Annotated in this window: 17 protein-coding genes; 11 read left to right on the top strand and 6 right to left on the bottom strand. The window is 42.2% G+C overall.

What is annotated here, in order from left to right:
- Window positions 1-187 precede the first annotated feature (187 nt).
- The 3 genes from MHZ95_RS16790 to MHZ95_RS16780 all read left to right on the top strand — a co-directional run bounded on the left by MHZ95_RS16790 (window position 188) and on the right by MHZ95_RS16780 (window position 4,104).
- On the top strand, window positions 188-1,900 hold the full coding sequence (locus MHZ95_RS16790) for an ABC transporter ATP-binding protein (RefSeq protein WP_239391941.1): 1,713 nt from the start codon (window positions 188-190) through the stop codon (window positions 1,898-1,900).
- 49 nt (window positions 1,901-1,949) lie between these two features.
- Window positions 1,950-2,900: an ABC transporter substrate-binding protein gene (locus MHZ95_RS16785; protein WP_239391940.1), complete on the top strand. Its 951-nt coding sequence runs from the start codon at window positions 1,950-1,952 to the stop codon at window positions 2,898-2,900.
- 328 nt (window positions 2,901-3,228) lie between these two features.
- Complete coding sequence (locus MHZ95_RS16780) at window positions 3,229-4,104, top strand: YitT family protein (RefSeq protein ID WP_370643093.1); 876 nt, start codon at window positions 3,229-3,231, stop codon at window positions 4,102-4,104.
- Between the two features lie 81 nt (window positions 4,105-4,185).
- Here the strand turns inward: MHZ95_RS16780 and MHZ95_RS16775 are convergent, their stop codons facing one another.
- Both MHZ95_RS16775 and MHZ95_RS16770 read right to left on the bottom strand, forming a co-directional pair.
- On the bottom strand, window positions 4,186-6,636 hold the full coding sequence (locus MHZ95_RS16775) for a bifunctional diguanylate cyclase/phosphodiesterase (RefSeq protein WP_239391939.1): 2,451 nt from the start codon (window positions 6,634-6,636) through the stop codon (window positions 4,186-4,188).
- A gap of 32 nt (window positions 6,637-6,668) precedes the next feature.
- Window positions 6,669-7,559: a phosphate/phosphite/phosphonate ABC transporter substrate-binding protein gene (locus MHZ95_RS16770; RefSeq protein ID WP_239391938.1), complete on the bottom strand. Its 891-nt coding sequence runs from the start codon at window positions 7,557-7,559 to the stop codon at window positions 6,669-6,671.
- A 279-nt stretch (window positions 7,560-7,838) separates the two neighbouring features.
- Between MHZ95_RS16770 and MHZ95_RS16765 the strand changes: the two genes are divergently transcribed.
- Entirely contained in the window at window positions 7,839-9,839 is a 2,001-nt protein-coding gene (locus MHZ95_RS16765; RefSeq protein WP_239391937.1) for a methyl-accepting chemotaxis protein, read from the top strand.
- 166 nt (window positions 9,840-10,005) lie between these two features.
- Window positions 10,006-11,673 (top strand): S-layer homology domain-containing protein, encoded by a 1,668-nt coding sequence (locus MHZ95_RS21020; protein ID WP_239391936.1) that lies wholly within the window; start codon window positions 10,006-10,008, stop codon window positions 11,671-11,673.
- A 187-nt stretch (window positions 11,674-11,860) separates the two neighbouring features.
- Here MHZ95_RS21020 and MHZ95_RS16755 read toward each other — a convergent pair whose 3' ends face one another.
- On the bottom strand, window positions 11,861-12,787 hold the full coding sequence (locus tag MHZ95_RS16755; protein ID WP_239391935.1) for a DMT family transporter: 927 nt from the start codon (window positions 12,785-12,787) through the stop codon (window positions 11,861-11,863).
- Window positions 12,788-12,932: 145 nt separating this feature from the next.
- On the opposite strand from MHZ95_RS16755, the gene MHZ95_RS16750 reads away from it, so the two are divergent.
- Both MHZ95_RS16750 and MHZ95_RS16745 read left to right on the top strand, forming a co-directional pair.
- On the top strand, window positions 12,933-13,802 hold the full coding sequence (locus tag MHZ95_RS16750; RefSeq protein WP_239391934.1) for a LysR family transcriptional regulator: 870 nt from the start codon (window positions 12,933-12,935) through the stop codon (window positions 13,800-13,802).
- 389 nt (window positions 13,803-14,191) lie between these two features.
- Window positions 14,192-14,632 carry a GNAT family N-acetyltransferase gene (locus MHZ95_RS16745; RefSeq protein WP_239391933.1) on the top strand — a complete coding sequence of 147 codons (441 nt, stop codon included), beginning with the start codon at window positions 14,192-14,194 and terminating at the stop codon, window positions 14,630-14,632.
- A gap of 39 nt (window positions 14,633-14,671) precedes the next feature.
- Here the strand turns inward: MHZ95_RS16745 and MHZ95_RS16740 are convergent, their stop codons facing one another.
- Together MHZ95_RS16740 and MHZ95_RS16735 are read right to left on the bottom strand one after the other, a co-directional pair.
- Entirely contained in the window at window positions 14,672-14,896 is a 225-nt protein-coding gene (locus tag MHZ95_RS16740; protein WP_239391932.1) for a hypothetical protein, read from the bottom strand.
- 94 nt (window positions 14,897-14,990) lie between these two features.
- Complete coding sequence (locus MHZ95_RS16735) at window positions 14,991-16,796, bottom strand: helix-turn-helix domain-containing protein (RefSeq protein WP_239391931.1); 1,806 nt, start codon at window positions 16,794-16,796, stop codon at window positions 14,991-14,993.
- 259 nt (window positions 16,797-17,055) lie between these two features.
- Here MHZ95_RS16735 and MHZ95_RS16730 point away from each other — a divergent pair, with 259 nt between their 5' ends.
- From MHZ95_RS16730 to MHZ95_RS16715, 4 genes are all read left to right on the top strand, one after another.
- A complete protein-coding gene (locus tag MHZ95_RS16730) occupies window positions 17,056-18,195 on the top strand; it encodes an acyl-CoA dehydrogenase (RefSeq protein ID WP_239391930.1) in 1,140 nt (379 codons plus the stop codon).
- A 36-nt stretch (window positions 18,196-18,231) separates the two neighbouring features.
- Window positions 18,232-20,199 carry an acetate--CoA ligase gene (locus MHZ95_RS16725; protein ID WP_239391929.1) on the top strand — a complete coding sequence of 656 codons (1,968 nt, stop codon included), beginning with the start codon at window positions 18,232-18,234 and terminating at the stop codon, window positions 20,197-20,199.
- A 114-nt stretch (window positions 20,200-20,313) separates the two neighbouring features.
- Complete coding sequence (locus MHZ95_RS16720) at window positions 20,314-21,669, top strand: acetyl-CoA carboxylase biotin carboxylase subunit (protein ID WP_239391928.1); 1,356 nt, start codon at window positions 20,314-20,316, stop codon at window positions 21,667-21,669.
- Window positions 21,670-21,686: 17 nt separating this feature from the next.
- Window positions 21,687-21,899, top strand: coding sequence for an acetyl-CoA carboxylase biotin carboxyl carrier protein subunit (locus MHZ95_RS16715; protein ID WP_239391927.1), 213 nt, complete (start codon window positions 21,687-21,689; stop codon window positions 21,897-21,899).
- 76 nt (window positions 21,900-21,975) lie between these two features.
- Here MHZ95_RS16715 and MHZ95_RS16710 read toward each other — a convergent pair whose 3' ends face one another.
- On the bottom strand, window positions 21,976-23,157 hold the full coding sequence (locus MHZ95_RS16710; protein WP_239391926.1) for an amidohydrolase: 1,182 nt from the start codon (window positions 23,155-23,157) through the stop codon (window positions 21,976-21,978).
- Between the last annotated feature and the right edge of the window lie 6 nt (window positions 23,158-23,163).

Below are 23,163 nucleotides of genomic sequence, written 5' to 3'. Positions count from 1 at the left end.
AGTAATGAGATTTGTCTATAGAAATTGAATAGGGTGCTTGCTATCATTTAATTGATAATGATTCTCGATTTCGGTGATAGAAACGTAAAAAACTACGCTGAAAAATTTGGCGTAGTTTTTTTCATTCGATCAATGATTCTATACTGGAAGTGAAGCGTCCGTTATATAAAAAGAGGAGGTCACAACAATGGTCAGGCAATTTTTTGCTTATTATAAGCCGTATAAATGGCTTTTTATTGCCGATTTCTCATGTGCCATCATCGCGGCATTATTGGAGCTGGCTTTTCCGTTAGCGTTGAATCGCGTCATTGATGATTTATTGCCAACGGGGAACTGGCGGGCGATTCTACTCGCTTGTATTGGGTTATTCGCAATTTATGTATTGAGCGGGATTTTCCATTTTGTCGTCACGTACCATGGCCATAAATTGGGGATTAATATCGAATCGGATATGCGAAAAGAATCATTTAATCATGTCCAGAAGCTATCATTTCGCTTTTTTGATAATAATAAAACCGGTCATCTCGTATCGCGTATGACAAATGATTTAATGGATATTGGTGAAATTGCTCATCATGGTCCTGAAGATTTATTTATCGCGGTTATGACATTGCTAGGCGCATTCGGCTTAATGCTATCGATTAACTGGCAGTTGGCGATTTTGACATTTGTCGTCATTCCGTTTTTGATTTGCTTGTCCATTTACTTCAGCCAAAAAATGTCTGTTGCATTCACTCAAATGTTTAAAGATATCGCAGATTTCAATGCACGTGTTGAAAATAATGTCAGTGGCATACGCGTCGTTCAAGCATTTGCCAATGAAGACCATGAAATCAATCGTTATGCTAAAAATAACGAACGGTTCCGCCAAACAAAATTGAAGACATATCGTGTGATGGCTTGGAATGCTTCGGTCAGCCATATTTTAATGAAAGGTGTATCGATTTTCGTATTAGCTTGCGGGACATGGTTCGTAATCAATCAATCGATGACATTTGGTGAATTCATGGCATTCGTGTTATTATCGAATATTTTCTTAAGCCCAATCCGTCAAATTAACTCGGTCATCGAAACGTATCCAAAAGGTGTAGCAGGCTTTAAGCGTTATCAGGAGCTATTGAATACGCCGCCTGATGTAGATGATCGCGAAAACGCGCAAGCGATTGACAGCGTGGAAGGGACCATCAGCTATCACGATGTACATTTCGCTTATGAGGGCAATGAAGACTTGCTGACGAATATCACTTTTTCAGTGTCACAGGGAGAAACCGTGGCATTAGTCGGTCCATCGGGCGGCGGGAAAACGACGATTTGTAATTTACTTCCGCGCTTCTATGATGTCACAGCCGGCAGTATAACGATCGACGGCATGGATATTCGCGATATGACACTCCAATCACTGCGCCAACATATTGGCATCGTTCAACAAGATGTATTTTTATTTGATGGAACCATTCGTGAAAATATTGCTTATGGCAAGCTCAATGCAACAGAAGAAGAAATTTGGCATGCGGCGCGTCAAGCACAGATGGAAAACTTTATTTTAGAAATGCCGGATGGCTTAGATACGTTCATTGGTGAACGCGGTGTGAAATTGTCTGGTGGGCAAAAACAACGTCTGTCCATTGCACGCATGTTCTTAAAAAATCCGCCGATTTTGATTTTAGACGAAGCAACTTCCGCGTTAGATACAGAAACAGAAGCGGCTATTCAGCAGGCCCTAACGGAGTTATCCGCAGGGCGAACAACACTCGTCATTGCTCATCGACTCGCGACGATTCGAAATGCGGACCGCATTTTAGTCATCTCCAAAGAGGGAGTGGAAGAGCAAGGGACGCATGAGCAACTGTTGGGAAGTGGCGGGACGTACAGTCGATTGCACCAAGCCCAATATGTATAAGGATTGTTACTGTTGAGGGAAATAGGATAGGAAAAGAGGAAAATAGCAAATGAAAAAACGAATTGTATTCATTTTGTCCGCATTACTGTTATTGGGCGCTTGTTCAACGAATGGAAACACGGTGAAGGAAAAAGAGAAAGCAGAAACGGAATCGAAAACGAACGAAACACGCATCGTTATTGATGATGCCGGTCGTGAAGTCGAAGTTCCCTTACATCCGGAGCGGGTCGTGACGGACTGGTATCTTGGACAAGTTTTGGCGGTAGGCATTCAACCGGTAGGAGGCGTCCTGCATAATTTGGACTATGCAGAATTTCTTAAACAGCATTATCAGGAAGGGGAAATTGAAGATATTGGTGACATTACGTCAATCGAAAAAGTGCTAGATCTAAATCCAGATCTCATCGTGACTTGGAGTGAAGAATACGCGGAGAAATACGAAAAAATTGCACCGACCATTGTATTTTCTGAAACGGATTATGCATCCGTTCCAGATGAGATTACGGCCATGGGAAAATTTTTAGGACGTGAAAAAGAAGCGGAAGCCTTTAACAAAGACTTTGAAAAGCGTATAAACGAAGCTCAAAAGAAAATAGCGGACGCGGTACCTGAAGGCTCGACCTTTACGATTTATACACTTTCGTCGAAAGATGTCTATCTTGTATCCGATAATAGTGTCAATGGAGGACGAGCATTATTCACGGTTCTAGGTATGGAACCTGCGCCCAAAGTGAAAGAATTGATGGATGCGGGCGATTTTTCACACGGCAGTTATCAAATATCTTGGGAAACAGTCGGTGATTTTGAAGGGGACTATATTTTTTATATCAAATCGGAAGAAAAAGCAGATGAACAAGTCACTTGGAGAAACTTAGAAGCTGTGAAAAACGGTCGGGCAATTGAAATACCAGTGAACTATTATTTCTCTTCAGACGCACTGTCCGTATTGCACCAAGCGGAAGATATGGCAGAAAAAATTTCTGTACTCGCAAAACAATAACTTCAAAAAGAAAATCGAAAAAATCTGTCACAGGGTCTTTCTGTGGCAGATTTTTCGGTTTTCCTGGGATAATGATGCAAGCCGATTTCGATTGCATGATAACAACTAAAAATCGCATCCTAATTGGAAGAATGTAAATTCAGGAAGACATTTGAATAAATGAGGATTTTGTAATATGGTCATCGATTTACTTAGTGAAATTTTTTGCAACCTCTCACCCCTTTCACTCGTATAAACAACATAGATATTTCAAACCTTTGGGGAAGATCTTGATCCAACTGTGAGAAAGGTTACGAATTCAATTCAAATGAAGGCTGGAGGAAATGATATGGCTGAAATGACAAAGCCCAAAAGAACAAAGAATTTTAAAAGAGCGTCACGTGCGATTGCAGTGATCCTTGGAGCATTTATTACCGCCTATGGACTTGAGGCGATCTTAATCCCGAATAACGTGTCAGACGGAGGTGTAACGGGGCTAAGCATCGTTGGTTCTCAATTATTCGGATTGCCGTTAGGTGTATTAATTGCTGTTCTCAATATACCGTTTGTATTTTTAGGATATAAACAAATAGGAAAAAGCTTCGCGTTGTATTCTGTGCTCGGCATCGCTTCACTCGCCTACGGAACGAGCGTGATGCATCACATCCCTACGATTATTGAAGGGGATACATTGTTAGTAACAGTTGTCGGCGGTATTATTATCGGTTTTGGGATGGGGCTTGCATTGCGAAATGGCGGTGCGTTGGATGGGATTGATATGTTAGCTGTCCTGCTTGCACGAAAATTACCGTTTGGGACGAGTGATCTCATCTTATTTTTAAACTTATTTGTCTTTATTGTCGTCTCTTTCGTCTTTGGTCTGCAAGGGGCTTTCATGTCAGGAATCGCCTATTTTATCGCTTCCAAAGTGATTCATACTGTTGAAGAAGGTTTAAGTGGATCGAAGACGTTTAAAATCATTACAAGTGAACCGGAGATAATGGTGGAAACGATACGGGATCGCTTAGGACGCAGTGCAACGTATAACGTCATTGAAGGAGGCTATTCAAGCGCCACGTTCAAAGAAATTACATGTATTATCAACCGTCTAGAGGATAGCAAAATGAAAGAAATCATTTACGAAATCGATCCGCAAGCTTTTGTGGCGGTGTATGATGTGGCAGAAGTGAAGGGCGGCAACTTTAAGAAGAGGGATATTCATTAAAGGTTTGATAGTTATTGTCTCCAGCGGACGCATAAAAATGCCAGATATCCATTGTCGGATACCTGGCATTTTTCATGTATGCTATTGGAGAATACGGATAATTTCCTCGAAATTTACCGGCTTACTGATGTAATAACCTTGGATCAATTCACAGTTAAAGCGTTCGAGCATTTCAAACTGTTCCTCATGTTCTACACCTTCAGCCACAACTTGTAAGCCGATCGTATGCGCTAATTTAATGATGGTTTCAATAAACTTACGATTTTTCTCTGAGTGGAGCATTTCGTCAACAAAGCTTTTATCGATCTTTACATGATCGATTGGTAGACTGTTTAAATAACTTAAGGAAGAGTAACCCGTTCCAAAATCATCAAGATGAATGGAAATCCCCATTTCCCGCAGTTCTTCTAATTTGAGCTTATTGGAGTCAAAGGAATTCATCATGGACGTTTCCGTGATTTCCAGTTCAAGCCATTCGGGCGAAATGCCGGAGTCTTCCACGATTTGCTTGACGCCAGCTACAAAATCATGTTGCATAATATGAATCGCGGAAATATTAACGGCGACACGCATCGGTTGCTTCATCATGTCATTCATCCTCTGAACTGCATGGCATGCTTCTGCTAATACCCACTTATCGATGTCGACAATTTGTCCTGTCATTTCAGCTGTTTGAATGATTTGGAACGTATTGTATTCAGAAAGAGCCGGTGAATGGTTTCTTAAGAGCGCTTCAACGCTTGTACTTCTCCCTTCAACCGTGTTATACAATGGTTGAAAAAATAACTCGAATTCATGATTGTTCAAGGCTTCACGAATTCCCCGCTCTATTTTCAGTTTTTCCTCAATGTCCCGTTGAATCCCTTCATCAAAGAGCCGGTAGCCATTTTTCCCTAAACTTTTTGCCCGATACATGGCCATATCCGCGGCTTTCAATAATTCTTCTGCCGTTTCACCATGCAGTGGATACAGCGCCACGCCGACGCTGGCGGTCACGTTGAGCAATCGCGATCCGACGGTAATGGGTACGTCAAATAGACGGACGATTTCTTCTGCAACGTTCTCGGCATGCTCGAAGGACTCTACATCATGAAGCAATACGATAAATTCATCTCCACTAATTCGAGCGACCTCCTTCTGTTGAGGGGATAACGAAGTCAGTTTTTGGGACACTTCGACGATTAACTGATCCCCGAATGTGTGGCCCAGTGAATCATTTACCATTTTAAAATTGTCCAAATCCAAGAAAACGACAGCTTTTAGGTGCTCATTTTGTTCGCGCTCAAGTGATGCCGTTAATGTTTCTTGTAAACTTCTTCGATTTAACAATCCCGTGAGTGAATCTCTAGATGCCAACTGTTCGATTTTTTCTTCTCTTGCCTTTAATATTTTTTGAGACTCTTTCAGTTCTACATATTTACCACGTAACTTTTCTTCTGCGGCGATCAGTTCACGATTGGAAATCAAGAGTTCTTGATCACGCTTTTTGATTGCCTGGATCATCGCGTTGAATCCAGCTGAAAGGCGTGCAATTTCGGTGTAATCATTTGCTTTGGCATGGACATCATAATCCCCGTTTTCCACGGAAGCCATGAGCGAGCCGAGATTTTTGAGTGGACGAACCCCTCTTAACGCAACCAAATAGGCAATGAATCCGAATAATAGGAAGCAAAGCAATCCACTCATGACAATAGGCAATTGCTGCATGAAGAGGTTTTGAGCAATTTCTTTCTCACTGATGGCGGCCATAATACTCATGCCATTTTGTCCAATCGTATCGGAACGTAAAAGATAGTCTTTGCCCTGAATGAGATACGGGATATATTCTCTCTGTGACGCTTCCCGTATCGATGCAAATTGTGCACCGAATGGCAACTCACCGATCATATGATGTTCTCGGTTGGCTAAAATGGTGCCATTGCGACTGATTAACATGACCAATCCGTCTTCACCGATTTTGGCGTTACTAATTTGATTACTCAACTCTGCTAGATTCAAGTCGATCGCAACGACACCTTGAACCCCTTCAGGAGTAATGATGGGCTTAGATGCAGTAATGATGATTTCTTGCGTTATAAAATCAAGATACGGTTCTGTCCAAAATACTTCACTAGGGTTTTTAAGTGCGAACTGATACCAATCTTCAGCGACAGGGTTATAACTATCCGGAATTTTATCAACGAATCCTTGATAGACATCTCCATTTTCCAAACCGTATATAATATGTCCATTAACAGGAAAACTTTGTTGCCGTTCTTGGATGAAAGCGGCAATCTCCTCTTTTTCGCTTGGATACTTACTCAGCGCGAGAAGTGATTGCCGAAGTTGTTCTAACGTATCTTCTACAGTGGACAGTCTATGTTCAAAGGATAACAATGTGTGTGTCAAAATCGATTCTGATTCGTTTTTATACATTTTTTCAAGGCTTTCATTCAAATTCTTTTGAGATAAGAACGTGAATAACGACATCGTTGTGGCGCACATTAGCAAAATTAAAATCATCATCCAGAATTTAATGCTTCGTATTTTCAAAAACCCCGCTCACCTCCAAGCGCTTAGAAAGTTTATTCACTTTTTAAGAAATGCTCGTACATATACTCTTTTCCAAGAATGGTTGCTATATTGCGAATAGGATTATAAGACGCACTGTCAACTTCTATGTATTTCTCAATACTTTGATCAAAGCTCTCTAAAACGGTAGGAGCTTCACGATGGATATTCAACATGGCGATCGTAAAATTTTCTTGAATCGATGGGTCTAAATCAGCTCTTGCGACATATGGGGAACCCGGGATGTTCTCGGATTTCCAAATGACATGTAGATTACTCGGATCGATTTTCCCTTCATTTATTAAATTTTGGTATTGGACACTACTAATGGCTCCTGCATCGGTTTGCTGTTGTTGAATATCAAAGAGAATCTGATCATGGGAACCCGCAAAATACGTTTCACTAAAAAAATGCTCATAATCGATATGTCTACTTTTAAATAAGGCATAAGGCAGTACGAATCCTGATGTAGAACCCGAGTCAACAAAGGCAAATTGCTTTCCTTCCAACTCTTCAATCGAGCGGATCCCCCCATTTTTTTGCGTAAGAATAAGAGAATGATAATAGATCCCTGAATCTTTCCTTTGCTGGACGACTAATGGCATCAGCTCCATTTCACTTTCAGCTGCGATATAGGAAAAAGCGCCATACCATCCGATGTCAATTTTCGCATTCTTCATCCCATCGATTAAACTTACATAACTATCAGTGGTGATCACTTCAATTGGAATGCCTAGCCTTTCTTCCAAATACAGCCGAACAGGTTCAAACTCTGCCTCCATTGTAGCCACATCTTTGACAGGGATCATGCCGATGGTCAATGTCTTTGGGGTTCCTTTGCAACTTGCCAGCATAGAACTCAATATGAAGATCATGAATAGGAAAACTACTCTTCTACTAGTCATTGCAGATACACACCCATTCAATAAACTTATAGCTTGTTAGTGACTATTATACTATAAGTTTATTAACCATTTGTTAACTTTTCATATTATCCTCTTATTTCCAAGTGTTCAATTCTCCTTCTGAAATACGGATGCTTCAAGCGAACTGCATCTTTCTAGGTTTCCTATTCATTAACAGGTGAATCAGAATCTTACATCAAATTAGGATTTACTAAAGAATTGTTCAAATGAGTCGAAGTTCTTAGTGACGATGATTATATGAATAGGAGAAATTGCGTTATGCTTAAGTCCATTAAGACCAAAATAATCGTAACGGTTACGCTACTCTTTTTAGTGGGAGTGGCTGCCATGACAAGTATTAGCGGTACCAAAGTGAAACAGGAAACCGAAGATAGCTTGATAGACCAAAGTGTTGTATTGGTTAATGAAATCAGTCATTCCATTCAATACTTTTTTAATCAATATGAGAAAGGGCTTATGCAATTGTCCACTTCTCGTCCTGTCACGGACTTCGTTGTAGAAGGGAATGGGGTGGACGTGGATGAGGCGAAACAGTTACGGGATGCATTGAATGCCGAACTTGGAAATGCATTAGAATTGTATGATGACGCATTAACGGTCTATTATTCCCATCCTGATCGACATGTGAATATGCCTTATAATGATCTTGGTGCCGATTATGATCCGACACAACGTCCTTGGTATCAAAACGCATTGGAAAATCCGGATAAAGTGCATTGGACAAGCCCTTACATAAACGCAGGAAATGGTCAGTTGGTCATTACCGCTTCCAAAGTCGTACATAAAGAAGGGAAGTTTGATGGCGTCATCGCCATTGATATTGAACTTTCTACCCTTATGAACAATGTTTCGCAAACGAAACTTAGCCATGGCGGTTATCCGATGATTTTGGATGCAGATGGAATCGCCATTGTACACCCCACTTCGCCCGGTGAGAGTATGAAGACCTTTTCTTTTATCGAGAACATGTACAGTGGGAACGAAGAGGGCGTCATCCATTATGCACATGAAGGGTTCAATCGAGTGAACATCTTTACGACCATTCCGGAGCTTGGTTGGAAAATTAGCACAGTTTACGATGAAAATAATATTATCGAAACGGCGACAGCTTTACAGAATTCGATGTACCTGATCGCGTTTATTACTCTTGTCCTTTTCTTCATCGTTCTGTATGTGAGCATTAGCCGATTCATGCGGCCATTGCACCTATTAAATGGCCATATGGATGCCGTCGCCGAAGGGGATCTAACCGTGCGTTCCGACATCCATTCAAAAGACGAAATTGGAGCACTTTCAGCCAATTTCAATACGATGATCGAAAGCATGAACAATCTGATCGGTGTCGTCAAAGCGTCCGCATCGGATGTGCGAAACAGTTCAGAAAGCTTGATTGCTGTAGCGGAAGAGACGAATGCATCGAGTGAGGAAGTGGCGCATGCCGTGAACGAAATCGCCCAAGGTGCAGCACGTTCTGCGGAAGATGCCGAAACGGTAACAGAGCGTTCCGACCTTCTTGGGCGACAAATTGGTGATATTAACGAAAAAGCGGTTGTCATGACCGATATTGCGAAAAAAGCGGAAGAAATGAATCACAGCGGTCAACAGCAAATGCAAACCTTGCTGACCTCTTTTGTCGACTCCGTCAACAATATACAAGAGATGACGAAGGTGTTTGCTGCCCTGGAAGAAAAAATCGGGGAGATTGGAAGTGTCATGGATGCCATTACAGGGATTTCAGCCCAAACGAACTTACTCGCATTGAATGCCAGCATTGAAGCCGCAAGAGCTGGCGAACACGGGAAAGGGTTTGCAGTTGTCGCAGAGGAAGTCCGGAAACTCGCCGAACAATCAGCCCGCTCTACAGATGAAGTGCAGGAGACCATCCGTGAGATCCAAGCGGAATCACGACAAGTTTCCGAGGAAATGACAAGTGCAAGTGAAATTTTCGGAAATCAAGCAGCCGTCATTCATGCCACAGATCGGACATTCAATGATATTTCGGCATTGATGGTCGAAATGATGGAGTCCATCGATGCGGTTGCGAATGAAATTGGTGCCGTCGCCGCATTAAAAGAAGACGTTTCCGAAACGATACAGACGATGACCGTTACTTCACAAGAAACAGCCGCGGCCTGTGAAGAAGTCAGCGCCTCAACGGACGAACAATTACACGCCATCCATTCCGTCACGAAAGCTGCAGAAGCATTGACTGCGCTAAGTGAAGAGTTGAACCGAACTGTGGATCAATTTAAGGTGTGATTAAGGGTACCAGGCATCAGGACAATCCAGAAATGTCTTGATGACTGGTACCTTCTTTTATACAGAACAAAGCATCCGATAATTTGAAACTAGCCATTATATACCTCTATCCATTCATCAACGTATCTATTAAAATATAGAAATCAAGAAGGCAAGAGGTGTTCTGGTGAAGAATTGTGCAATTTTAGCATTTGGTTTGTTTGCTTTTATGATGTCAATGTCAGACGCGCGAGCTGCCAGTTGGCAAGAAGGTGACGTTATTACAGGTACTTTTATGGAAAAAGTGGTCGATACATACACGATTACAATTGAAGAAGATGCACGTGTGACGTTTACATTGAAAGATAATGTGGATGAACATGAGTATAGTTTCCTTACAGATTATAACGTTATGTTGTTTGATAGCACTGAGCAGAGAATTGCATTTATATCCACGTATCGTGCCGATGACGATCAAGAAAAAACGGTGTTGCCTGTGAATTTAAAGAAAGGCACATATCGTGTAAAGGTTGCTGGTACGGGGGTTGGCTCTCAAGGTGATTATGCCGTGAGCTATATAACGGGTCCGATTGAAGGAAATGATGCGGAGCCAAACAACGAAAAATCAACGGCTAACTCGTACAATCTCGGTGAAACATACCAAGGGGATTTAAACGGTTCCGTTTTTTCGAATGATTATGACCTATACAAAGTAGAAATCCCGACGTTCGGGAAAATAAAGGTTCAGCTGCAAAAGACAGAGGGTACGTCAGTTAGAAACGCCTATTTTGATATGATTATTGTCGATGAGAAAGATGTTAATAGATTCTCATTAACAAGTTTTTACGGTAATCCTAATGATATCGAGGTATTACTCCAACCAGGCACCTATTATTTCAATATTCGTTTAGGAAACACAATACAAGCCATTGCGAATTACACGTTCTCAACTAATTTTGAACCGCTAAACGAGCAGGATTGGGAAAGTGGACGCAATACGAGTATAGCCAGAGCCGATGTGCTCGAAAATAACAAAACATATAATGGCTTTTGGTACAGTTCGCCTTATGCTCATTCGCAGACGCACGATTACTATAAGTATACATTGGCGAAGGATGCAAAAGTGACGTTTATTGCTGATTCACCGGGAACTTTAGGTGAATTGACTTTTTTAGATGAAAATGGTGTGCAGTTGCCATATCTCGGTTACGCAAACAGTGACACTAGTAAAATCATGACGACAAAAGAGTTGGAAGCCGGGACGTATTATTTGATTTATTACTCGCGTCACGGAGGAAGGAAAGGGTATGAAGGGTACAATCTCACCATACGCATCGAAAGCTTTTCTGACGTTCCGGCGACACATCTGTATTACGAACCAATTGAAGCACTTGCACAATTGGGCATTAATAAAGGATATATGGATGGCACGTTCCATCCGAATGAAGCGATTCTACGAAAACATGTTTTTGCTTTATTAAATCGGATTGAGGGACTGGAATTACCGAAAATACGTACAATGAAAACCTTTAAGGATTTAACTGCTAAACATCCAAATTACCCAGAAATGAAAGCATTTTATGAAGCTGGGATTATTGACGGCAGCGGTTTGTACATGAACCCCGGGTCGAACTTGACACGTGCACAACTAGCAAAAATTTTAGTGAATACGTTTGATTTAAAAATGAATGGCGAAGGGATCGCGTTTAGTGACGTGAATCCAGAAAACGGCTTTTATGAATATATTCAAATTCTAGCAAGCAATGGGATCACATTAGGATCAAACGGCAAATTCATGCCAAACGATCCGGTGACAAGGCAACATTTCTCGGTCTTCTTACAACGATTACTATAAGTAGTACCTGTCCATTCGTTCATTGAACAGGGATCGGAAATCATTACTTTGAGAGGACTTTATCAATAATTACTTTTAAAAACCATTTCAGTGGAATGCCTCACACTGAAATGGTTTTTTTGATGGGCTTCGTATCGAGGTGTGCTCATACATAATACGAAATTAGTGTTTGGGTACCTGGTATTTTTCATCCGCTCGCTCTGGACCGGCTTATTGTTTTTACGAAGTTTCTTCTCCATATCGGCTTCTTGACATTGATTTCCGCGGCAAGCACCCCAAGTAACACAAGGACAGCCCCTACATAACCTTTATATGTAAGGATTTCCCCTATGAAAATAAAGGCGAAGAATGCTGCGAATACGGGCTCTAAGGAAAAGATTAAACCTGTCCGTGTCGGAGATGTATATTTTTGAGCTACCGTTTGACCGATAAAACCGACGGCACTGCACAGGATGCTTAACGCCAAAATCGCCATCCATGACTCGGTGTCATTGGGAAGTTGTGGTTTTTCAAAAATGGATGAGAAGAGAAGTCCCCATGCTCCTGCAAAGCCAAGCTGTAGAACCCCGATTGAAATAGCATCCGCCTTTTGCGTTACTTTCCCTGTAATGATGATGTGAAGGGCATAAAACAAAGCGCCTAAGATGCATAAGAAATCACCGGTATTGATGCTTAATGTCTCGTTTAACGTTAACAGACCGATGCCCGTCATCGAGATACAAACGCTGATCAACAATCTTTTTTCAGGTTTCTTTCGGGAAAAAAGTGCGATTAGTAATGGAACAAAGATGACCGCTAGACTGAATAAAAATCCAGCATTGGAAACGGAAGTCGTTTTTAATCCAATTACGACAACGGAAGTGCTCAAAAATAATAGCGATCCGAGTAGAAATCCGTGGAGAATCGTTTTGCGATCCATTTTGGGAAAGCGTCGATAAAAGACGAGTGTAGCGACAAGAAAAGCAAACCCAAAACGCAAGGCGATTAAATTATATTCTTGAATCGACTGGAGACCCATCTTCATAAACAAATAGGATGCACCCCAGAACATGGTCACCATGACCATCATCAAATCCCCTTTTAGTTGAGTGCTTCTCATAATTGAATTGTCCATTTCTCATCCTCCAGCTCCATTCATTGTGCTATAGAACAACGAAAATAATTGATTTGTTGTTAGTATACAGGTAAAGTTTAGATAATAAAATTGAATGTTTTTAAGCCGTTAGTTGAATAAAATTCAAGTAAAGGAAGTGAAAAAGTTGTCACTTGCGAAGTTTGAAATATTTAGTACGGTTGTCGAATTAGGGAGTCTCAAACAAGCGGCAGAATCACTTAGCTTAACGCAATCAGCCGTGAGTCATGCTATTGCTAGCTTGGAGGCGGAATGGGGCTTTACAATTTTGATAAGAGGACGGGCAGGGATTCAGTTGACGAGTAATGGAGAACGCGTATTGCGGCATATCCATGAAATGTTGAAATGGAATGAACAGATGATACAAGAAATCGCAAATATCAAAGGGCTTGAAATCGGTACTGTCCGCATTGGCACTTTTTCGAGTGTTTCCATCCAATGGCTGCCGGAAATCTTGAAAAGTTTTAATGCAGATCTTCCTGCAATCGACATCAAGTTATTGGAGGGGGATTATGATACCGTTGAGCATTGGATTGCAACGGGGACGGTGGATTTTGGATTTGTTTCGTTACCAACTTCGAAAACGTTTGAAGTGATACATTTAAAAAAAGACCGCATCCTATGTATTCTTCCTGAAGGGCATCGTCTCGCAAACAAACAGAAAGTGAGTTTTGCGGACATTCAAGACGAGATGTTCATCATGACGAAGAAAGGGAGCGATAATGATTTGAAGCGAGTGTTTCAGGAAAATCAAGTAACTCCCCATATTAAATTTGAACTGGCTGACGATCAAGCGATCATTTCCATGGTTCAAAATGGGATGGGAATTAGCATGTTACCTGAAATGGTTTTGCATCGCGTTCCGCAGAACGTTCGTATCCTAAGTTTGGAAGGGGAGCATTACCGCTCCATCGGTATCGCAGCTTCGTCCTTCCGCACGATCTCGCCAGCTGCCCGAAAATTTATTGACTATGTGAAAGCGTGGTTGGATGAATAAAGTGAAACTTCAATCAGTGGGGGTTTTCCCCATCCCCCACTGATTGAGGGGAACACAAGCTAAAAGCGTCACGTCTTGTGACAACGCTTGTGTGACCAACATCGTGTTGGCCCGAACCAATCGGGCTTTTACCTTCCTTTAACGGATGTCCAAACTACCTGCTGAAGGAAGGCAACTTAAGTTCGCTGCATCCTGTTAGTGCCTTAATTTCTGCAAAGAGCGCAAAAATACGGCAAATCGAACCCTTCGCTGTTCGATTGGCAGTTGATCTCCCATCTATCCTTATTGTTTTACTTAAGTCTTGAGGTGGGAGTCTTACTGCCCGTTAATGCGGGATAAAAGGTATAATAATGACTTGATCAAATAAATTCGAAAAGAGTTGAGAAACATTGAATGCAAAAAGAATCACAACAAACAGCGATTTAGAAAGGGCTTTTCATATTCGAAAAGAAGTGTTTGTAGAGGAACAAGGCGTCCCATTGGAGGATGAATTTGATGAATTCGACACACTCGATGGGCGATGTGAGCATGTTCTCGTTTATCATGATGAGGAGGCTGTCGGTACAGGCAGGTTACGAGTTGTCGATGGATCGGGTAAGTTGGAAAGAATCTGTATCCTCAAGCCCTATCGTCAATATGGACTTGGCAAACGAATTATCCAAACATTGGAGGAGATTGCAGCAGAGAAAGGCATTGCCCGTGTCAAATTGCATGGGCAAACACATGCGGAGAACTTTTATAAAAAGCTCGGCTATGAGACCGCCTCAGAGATGTTTATGGAGGATGGAATTCCTCATATTTTAATGACAAAAGAATTGACCAAGCAGTAAATACAGGTGCCAGTTCAGGAACTGGCACTCTTCATACAATCATCTTCTTTTCCTCTTCCCGAAATCATGGGTAGCCAATTTGCTCTTATCTACAATTTTTTTAAACTCCACAAACACATGATAAACGTTTTCCTTTATCTCCAGTACACTGATCACTTTTCCTTTACGGCCTTTGATCTTCACTTCTTCACCGACAGAAGGGACATTTCCTTTGGCCAGTGTCAGTACATAGGTTTTGTTTTCGTAATAATGGATGGCATACATATCCCAATCTCCTTTGCTTTCATCTGACAGGTGGAATCCCTTCATTTTATGATAGGATGGGAGATTTAGAACGGTATGGGTGCCTTGAGCCTATTTATTTTTTGATAAATTGATAAATGTTTCCTGCTAATTGAATATTGAATAGTTGTTGGCTATCCGACAAATCTGTTAAGAGAATCTCTTCAATTCGTTTTAAACGGTAGTTTAACGTGTTGCTATGAATATGTAAAAAAGCCGCTGTTTTCTTGGTGTTTTGATTTTGACTCAAATAAGCAATCAGCGTATGGAGAAGGTCGCCTTTTCGAGCTTGTTCGTATTGAATGAGTGGGCCCAATACTTCTTGCACAAAATCGGCTAACTCTTCCTCGGAATTTTGTAAGATGAATCGTTGAACGCCCAAATCTGTAAAGCAAAGGACATGTTGATCGAAATGATAGTTTTGCAGGAACTTTATGCATTTCGTGGCTTCCTTAAAGGATTCGTGTACAGAAGTAAGTTTGGGCTTCATTCTGCCAATACCGATCGATATCTTCATCTCACTATACAACCTTTGAATTTCCCGCTGTAGATTTGCTGCCAGCTCTTTCATCTCTGCAATGACGTTAGCCGACAATGACGCTGAATGACAGGAGAGTAGCACAACGATTTGATTGCCGTTTCGTACGGCCATGCCTTGCGAATTTCTCTTCAGGAATATTTTGTTTGTTAAATAGAGTAAATTATTGATAGCGCTTTCACTAATAACATCCTTTTGTGCATTATTTTGATCTTCCACATGAATGATAATGGAAATATAGTTCCTGTTCGGGTCAAAATTTAAATTTTTAGCCCGTTGCATGATTGTTTCATCGACTTGTCCGGAAAACAGTTTTGTGACAAACTCCCCCCTTAAGCGCTGCTGTGTGTCAAAAATGGCTTGTTCTTTGACCAACTCAAGGGAAATGACTGTACAAGCATGTTCAAGCGCCGCAATATCCACTTCACTCACTTTAGTTTTGGAAAGGATGATAAGCGCTCCGAGAGATTTTAGTTTAGAGCCCAGTGATAGGACGATTAATTGATATTCCTCGTCATTCAACGTAATATCGGCAACTGTATAGGAATTCTCCAGCGATAGGATGATTTGTTTTGTGTATTGAATGAGATAATTCGTCATGTCATCCGTAAACGATGAATGACAGGCGGATGCCTGTAATTCTCCTAAATCATCGAAAAGAAAAATGTGTTGACCGATCGTTTGATGGATATAGTCTAAAATGGATTGGATACCTTCCTCATTGACGACCAAATTGGCAATGTTCCGGTGCGTTTCAAGGTATCGGGAGAGCTTTTTCACCATTTTTTCCTTCTCGTAGTATAGGCTCGATTTGCCTAACGCGATAGCGGCTTGATAACTGATCGCTTCCAACAGATGAATATCTTCCTGTTTGAAATGTAAGGACTTGTCAAAAGAATCTAAAGTGATGACACCGATACATTTTCCATTATGTAAAATGGGTGAAGAAATGACCGATGTAAAATGAAAGTTATTTGAAATCGATCTATTTAATAAGTCTCGATTGTATGGCGTCAATGTATCCAAGGCCTGTTTAATTTCTTCCTCATTCCAAAAAACAAGGCAATTATTGGCAGCAAAAGCCATGCCAGTCATGGATTCACCCTTTTTAAGTTTAATGGATTTGAAGATATGTGGATAAAATAACCCTTGAGCTGATTTGGCAACTAAACGGTTTTCTTTGTCGTTGAAAATCCAAATAGATCCTCCTCCCGCTGCGTCTACAACAGAAATTGCCTCATTTAAAATCGAATCGAAGATTGTATCAAGATCCAATGTGGAATTAATGACATTTGAAACATGGATTAATGATTGTAACTGACGGTGCGTCAATGTATCTTGCATCCTGCATCATCCTTCCTCATCGAAGTTGTATCATCTGATGTTGTGCATTTGTGTAAAATACACAAGTTTTTTCATAGAAATGAACATAGATTTATATTTCCCAATATTTATAATTATAGTGTAGTTAGAAAAATAATGAAAGTCTGTTAGGTGAGGCATACAGTTTTAGTAATGTTTTTCCAGTATGCATCCTTCTGAGGTAAGAAAGAAATGTAAGTTTGTTCAAAATATCGTTAGCATGAATGGAGGTCGCCAAGAAATGAATTTTGATTTAACGAAAGAACAAGAGATGATACGTCGATTGATTCGTGAATTTTCTGAGGCGGAAGTTGCCCCTGGCGCAGATGAACGGGATCGGACCGGGGAATTCCCAAAAGAGATTTTTGCAAAATTGGCAGAGTTGGGGATCATGGGTCTTCCCTTCCCTGAACAATACAGCGGCGGTGATGCGGATACGATCAGCTTTGCCATTGTCGTTGAAGAGCTAAGCCGTGTTTGTGCATCTACCGGCATTACCTATTCCGCTCATATTTCGTTAGGGGGAGCACCTCTTCATTTGTTTGGCACTGCCGAGCAAAAAGAGAAATACTTAACGCCGATTTGTACTGGCGAGTCATTTGGGGCATTTGGTTTGACGGAACCCAATGCGGGATCTGATGCGGGAGGCACTCAAACGACCGCCGTTCTGGATGGGGATGAATGGGTCATTAACGGCTCTAAATGTTTTATTACCAATGCGAGCTATGCGAAACATCTTGCTGTGACGGCTGTGACAGACCGCTCGAAAGGCATCAATGGCATTAGCGCATTTATCGTTCCCACAGACGCACCAGGATTTACGGTGATCAATAATTACGAAAAAATGGGGCTTCACGCTTCTGATACAACGGAACTCGTCTTAGAAAATGTAAGGGTTTCCAAAGAGAATCTGCTTGGTGTAGAAGGGAATGGATACAAGCAGTTTTTAGCCACTTTGGATGGGGGAAGAGTTGGCATCGGAGCCATGGCTGTCGGAATTGCACAAGGTGCTTATGAAAAATCACTGCAGTATGCAAAGGAAAGAAAACAGTTTGGAAAAAGTCTATCAAACTTCCAGGCAATCCAATTTAAATTGGCCGATATGGCAATGAATATCGAGCTTGCCCGGAATATGGTGTTCAAAGCTGCTTGGTTGAAGGATCAAGGTCGACCATTTAAAAAAGAGGCCGCCTATGCCAAACTATTTGCTTCCGAAATCTGCATGCGCGTATGTGATCAAGCGATCCAAATTCATGGAGGCTATGGATACATGAAGGAATATCAAGTCGAGCGGTTCTTCCGCGATGCCAAGCTTTTGGAAATTGGAGAAGGCACATCTGAAGTGCAACGGATGGTTATTGCAAAACAAATCGGCTGCTAAATACGTTTTTCGAAAAATTGATAAAGGGGTTATAACATGGATATCAATGGAATTTTGCAAGTTGTTTCAAATAGCAAGCTTATTTTTCCAAATGAAGAAAAAGTGCGTTCTACCTCCATTGGAAGCACAGAAGCTTTTCAAAAACTTCTTCGACAATCCCAAGAAGATCCTGCTACCTTTTGGGACAATGCAGCCCGCGACCTTGAATGGTATGAACCGTGGACTGAAACCATTAGTGGACAACTCCCTGATTTTCGTTTTTTTGTGAACGGCATTAGCAACCCGAGCATCAATTTGCTGGACCGGCATGTCGAGAATGGAGCAGGCAACCGGACAGCGCTTATTTGGGAAGGGGAGAATGGGGACTCCAAATTTTACACCTACGATATGCTTCTTGCAGAAGTGAATCGTTTTGCAAATGTTCTCCGATCACTTGGTGTGAAAAAAGGGGATGGTGTCGCTGTTTTCCTGCCTAATCTGGCAGAAGCATTTATTGCCATACTCGCATGTTTTCGCATTGGTGCGATTTACAATGCGGTGTTCTCGGGTTATTCCGAAAAATCATTGGCAGATCGACTCATCAGCTTCGAGCCTAAAGTGGTCGTGACGGCAGATGCAACAGAACGGCGCGGGAAAGTAATTCAATTAAAAGAAAAAGTCGATCACGTTGTCCCGACAATTCCATCCGTTGAAGCGGTTGTTGTTGTCGATCGTTTAGGGTTAGAGGTGGAAATGAAAGAGGGACGTGATTACTGGTGGCACGAGCTGACAAAGAAGGCGAGCATCGTATGTGAACCTGAGCGGATGGAAGCGAATGAAAGCGGGCTTGTGTTCTATACAAGTGGTACGACAGGAAAACCTAAAGGGGTCGTCCATTCCGGTATGGCTTTCGTTATTCAAAATTACATCTATGCCAAATATCATTTGGATCATCACGATGATGATGTTTTCTGGTGTACCGCTGATATCGGTTGGTTAACGATGCATATTTGGGGGATTACAGGTGCTTTAGCGAATGGGGTAACGACTGTTGTCTATGAAGGCGCAGTGGATTATCCAGAAAAGGACCGTTTTTATCAAATCATTGAAAAGTACCGGGTGAATAAATTATTTACCGCCCCGACCGCACTCCGCATGTTAAAAAGCATGGGAGAAAAACCGTTAGCGCAATTCGATTTGTCTTGTCTGGATGTCATCTCGCTGGTGGGAGAACCGTTTGATACGGAAACATGGCATTGGACGTATGATGTGTTAGGAAAGAAAAAGATCTATATCAATAATACGTGGGGGCAAACGGAAACAGCGGGATCTCCGATCGCAGGAGCAGCTTGGCTGACGCCGATGAAACCGGGTTCCTCAGGCACTGCGTTTTTAGGGGCCGTATTTGATGTGGTGGATGAGGAAGGCAATCCGCTTCAACCGGGTCAATTAGGGAACTTGGTGATTAACAAACCGTTTCCGATGCTGTGCCGTACGCTTTGGAAAGAACCGGAACGCTATTACGCCTCGTATTTCAGTCAAGTCGATGGCAGTTATTATGCCAGCGATCTAGCATTGATCGATGAAGACGGCTATATCTGGGTAGTCGGCCGTTCGGATGACGCCTTTAATGTGGCGGGGCATCGGTTAAGTACACTAGAAATGGAAAGTGCTGTACTTGAATGCGAAGGGGTTGCCGAATGCGCGGTCATAGGGGTTCCCGATGAAATTAAAGGGGAAGTGCCTGTCGTATTTGTCCGTCTGGCGGATGGATTTGAAGGTGGCGAAGAGCTAATCCAACGAATTAACGATAATATTGTCCAACAAATTGGAAAGATCGCCAGTCCAAAAGAAGTGATCATTACAAATACGTTACCGAAAACCGTCAGCGGAAAAATTATGCGCCGTTTATTGAAAGAAATTGTGGCGACAGGCAAGGTAGCGGGGGATATTACAGGACTTGAAGATCCATCAACGGTTGAAGATATACAAAATATTGTTGGTGATGGATTAGTAACGAAATAATTTTGCATTCGGACCAGTTGTCTGTTCGGCAAAAGGCTGGCTCCCTTGCATCATTTCCGCTGTATTTATATTCTACAAAGCATTCTTAACGAATGAATGGAAAGGGTGGTAAGCATGTTCAAGAAAGTGTTGATTGCCAATCGTGGAGAGATTGCCGTTCGGGTCATCCGGACATGCAAAGACTTAGGGATTTCGACCGTTGCTGTCTATTCAGAAGCAGATGCGGAGGCTCCTCATGTCAAATTGGCGGATGAAGCCCATTTAATTGGCGGACCGCGTGTTACAGAAAGCTATGTAAATATCGATAAAATTTTGGAGGTTGCCCGTTTAACAAAAGCCGAGGCGGTTCACCCTGGCTATGGATTGCTTTCCGAAAATGCCGAATTTGCCCGACGTTGTGAGGCGGATGGGTTGGTATTCATCGGACCTTCTCCAGATGTGATCTCCAAAATGGGCAGCAAGATTGAATCACGGAAAGCGATGGAAACAGCAGGCGTCCCGGTTGTTCCTGGAATCACCCATCCTTTGGCGGATGCAGAGGAGGCGGTAGAGGTAGCGGATCAGATCGGCTATCCTGTCATGTTAAAAGCTTCCGCTGGTGGAGGCGGAATCGGCATGCAAGTTGTCCATAACGGGGATGAAGTCCGCAAAGCATTTGCAGGGAACCAAAAGCGAGCGACCGATTTCTTTGGCGATGGTGCCATGTACATTGAAAAATTTGTGGAAAACCCTCGACATATTGAGATTCAAATATTGGCAGATGGCTTAGGCAATACCGTTTATTTATGGGAGCGTGAATGTTCGGTTCAGCGTCGCCATCAAAAAGTCGTCGAGGAAGCGCCGTCATCTTTTCTTTCTGAAGCGACCCGCAGCAAAATGGGGGAGGCGGCAGTGAAAGCGGCCACTTCCATCGGCTATAAAAATGCAGGAACGATCGAGTTCTTAGTCGATGAAGAACAAAACTTTTATTTCCTTGAAATGAACACACGTTTGCAAGTAGAGCATCCGGTGACAGAAGAAATTACAGGGTTGGACTTAGTTGAACAACAATTGAAAATTGCGGCAGGTGAAACGCTGACAATTACGCAAGAAGCGGTCAAACGTGAGGGGCATGCTATCGAAGTGAGAATCTACGCTGAAGACCCTAAAACGTTCTTTCCTTCTCCAGGAAAAATCACCAAATTGGAATTGCCGGACGGGCCTGGCATTCGCCATGAATTAGCCGTTCAAGATCAATCTGTCGTGACGCCATTCTATGATCCGATGATTGCCAAGCTGATTGTCAAAGGGAATGATCGCGATGAGGCAATCAATCGAATGCAAGAAGCATTGGCGGGTTACCACATTGAAGGCATTAAAACGAATATACCTATTTTGGAAGAGATCATCGCCCATCCGGCATTCCGGGCAGGAGATACGACAACGGACTTCATTACAAAACATTTGATAACGAAAAAACAAACAACATGAATTAGGAGGAATTCACAATGAGTGGAATCGTAGCAAATATGGCAGGAAGCGTGTGGAAAGTGCTTGTAAAAACGGGCGATCAAGTAGAAGAAGGGCAAGACGTCGTAATTTTAGAATCCATGAAAATGGAAATTCCGATTGCCGCCGAAACGAGTGGGACTGTGAAAGACGTAAAAGTGAACGAGGGCGACTTTGTAAACGAAGGAGACGTCCTTGTAGAAGTTGAATAATCGCTAAAGCCGATGATAAAAAAGTGTGAATGGTACCTCGTTAAGATTGAAATCGTCGAGGTACCATTCATCATTCTTATCCTTGTGTACTACAGACAACTTGCCCTACGGCTTTCGCGGCGACGAGCAATGCCGCTTCATCGATATCGAATTTTGGATGATGGTTGAAATAAGGCTTTTCAACGCCCACCGGTGAACAGGCGATATAGAAGAAGCATGCTGGGAACTTTTCAGCATAATAAGCAAAGTCCTCCGATGGGGGCAGTGCTGGGAATTCGTTTACTTCTTTAATGTGTGGATCGTTGGCATTTTTGAGTGTTTCCGCCACTTTCGCTGTCAATTCAGGATTGTTGTAGAGCGGCGGATAATCCGGTGTATACGTCAGTTCGCATGTGACACCAAACTCTTCTTCAAGCCCTTTGACAAGGCGTTTTATTTCTTTTTCAATGGTTTCTTTTGTTTCCATAGCCATATAACGAATATCGCCTTCCAGTTCCACGCTGTCTTTAATGACATTGAATGTGCCTTTTCCATCAAATGAACCAATGGTAATGACGCCAATTTCGAATGGATTCAATCGGCGACTAATCACTGTTTGGACGGCCGTGACAAAATGAGCGCCTGCAACGATGGCATCATTGGCTAAATGTGGGGAAGAGCCATGTCCGCCTCGACCTTGGATAACCAATTTCATATACGCTCTGCCGTTGAAAGAAAATCCTGCGTGATAGCCGACCAAACCTGCAGGCCCCATAGGGAGTAAGTGAATGCCGTACACTTCATCGACTTCGTCAAGGACGCCAGACTCGACAATACTTTTCGCTCCACCAGGTGGAACCTCCTCGGCATGCTGATGGATAATTTTAAGGGTGCCGGAAAGCTCATCTTTCAATTGGATCAAACAATCCGCCAATACCAATAAGTAAGCGGTATGTCCATCGTGACCACAAGCATGCATTACACCTTCGTTTTTCGATTTGAACGGTACAGGTGTTTCTTCTACAATGGGCAATGCATCAAAATCTGCGCGGAGTCCAATGGTCTTCCCAGGCTTAGCACCTTTGATTGTCACGATGATTCCGTAGCCATTCCCGACGTTGGTTTGGATATCGACATCTTTGCCTTGATAAAAATCAATAATATATTGAGCCGTTTGTTGTTCTTCAAATGAAAGCTCTGGATTTTCGTGTAAATGGCGTCGAATTTGAATGATTTCCTCTTCGCGCTCTTCTAACATCTTCATGAGTTTTTCTTTCATAAAACT

The organism is Sporosarcina sp. ACRSM (genome assembly GCF_022346545.1).
In the GTDB taxonomy this organism is placed as follows: Bacteria; Bacillota; Bacilli; order Bacillales_A; family Planococcaceae; genus Sporosarcina.
The sequence above is the reverse complement of the archived record's forward strand: the minus strand, read 5'-3'. Positions and strand labels throughout refer to the sequence as shown.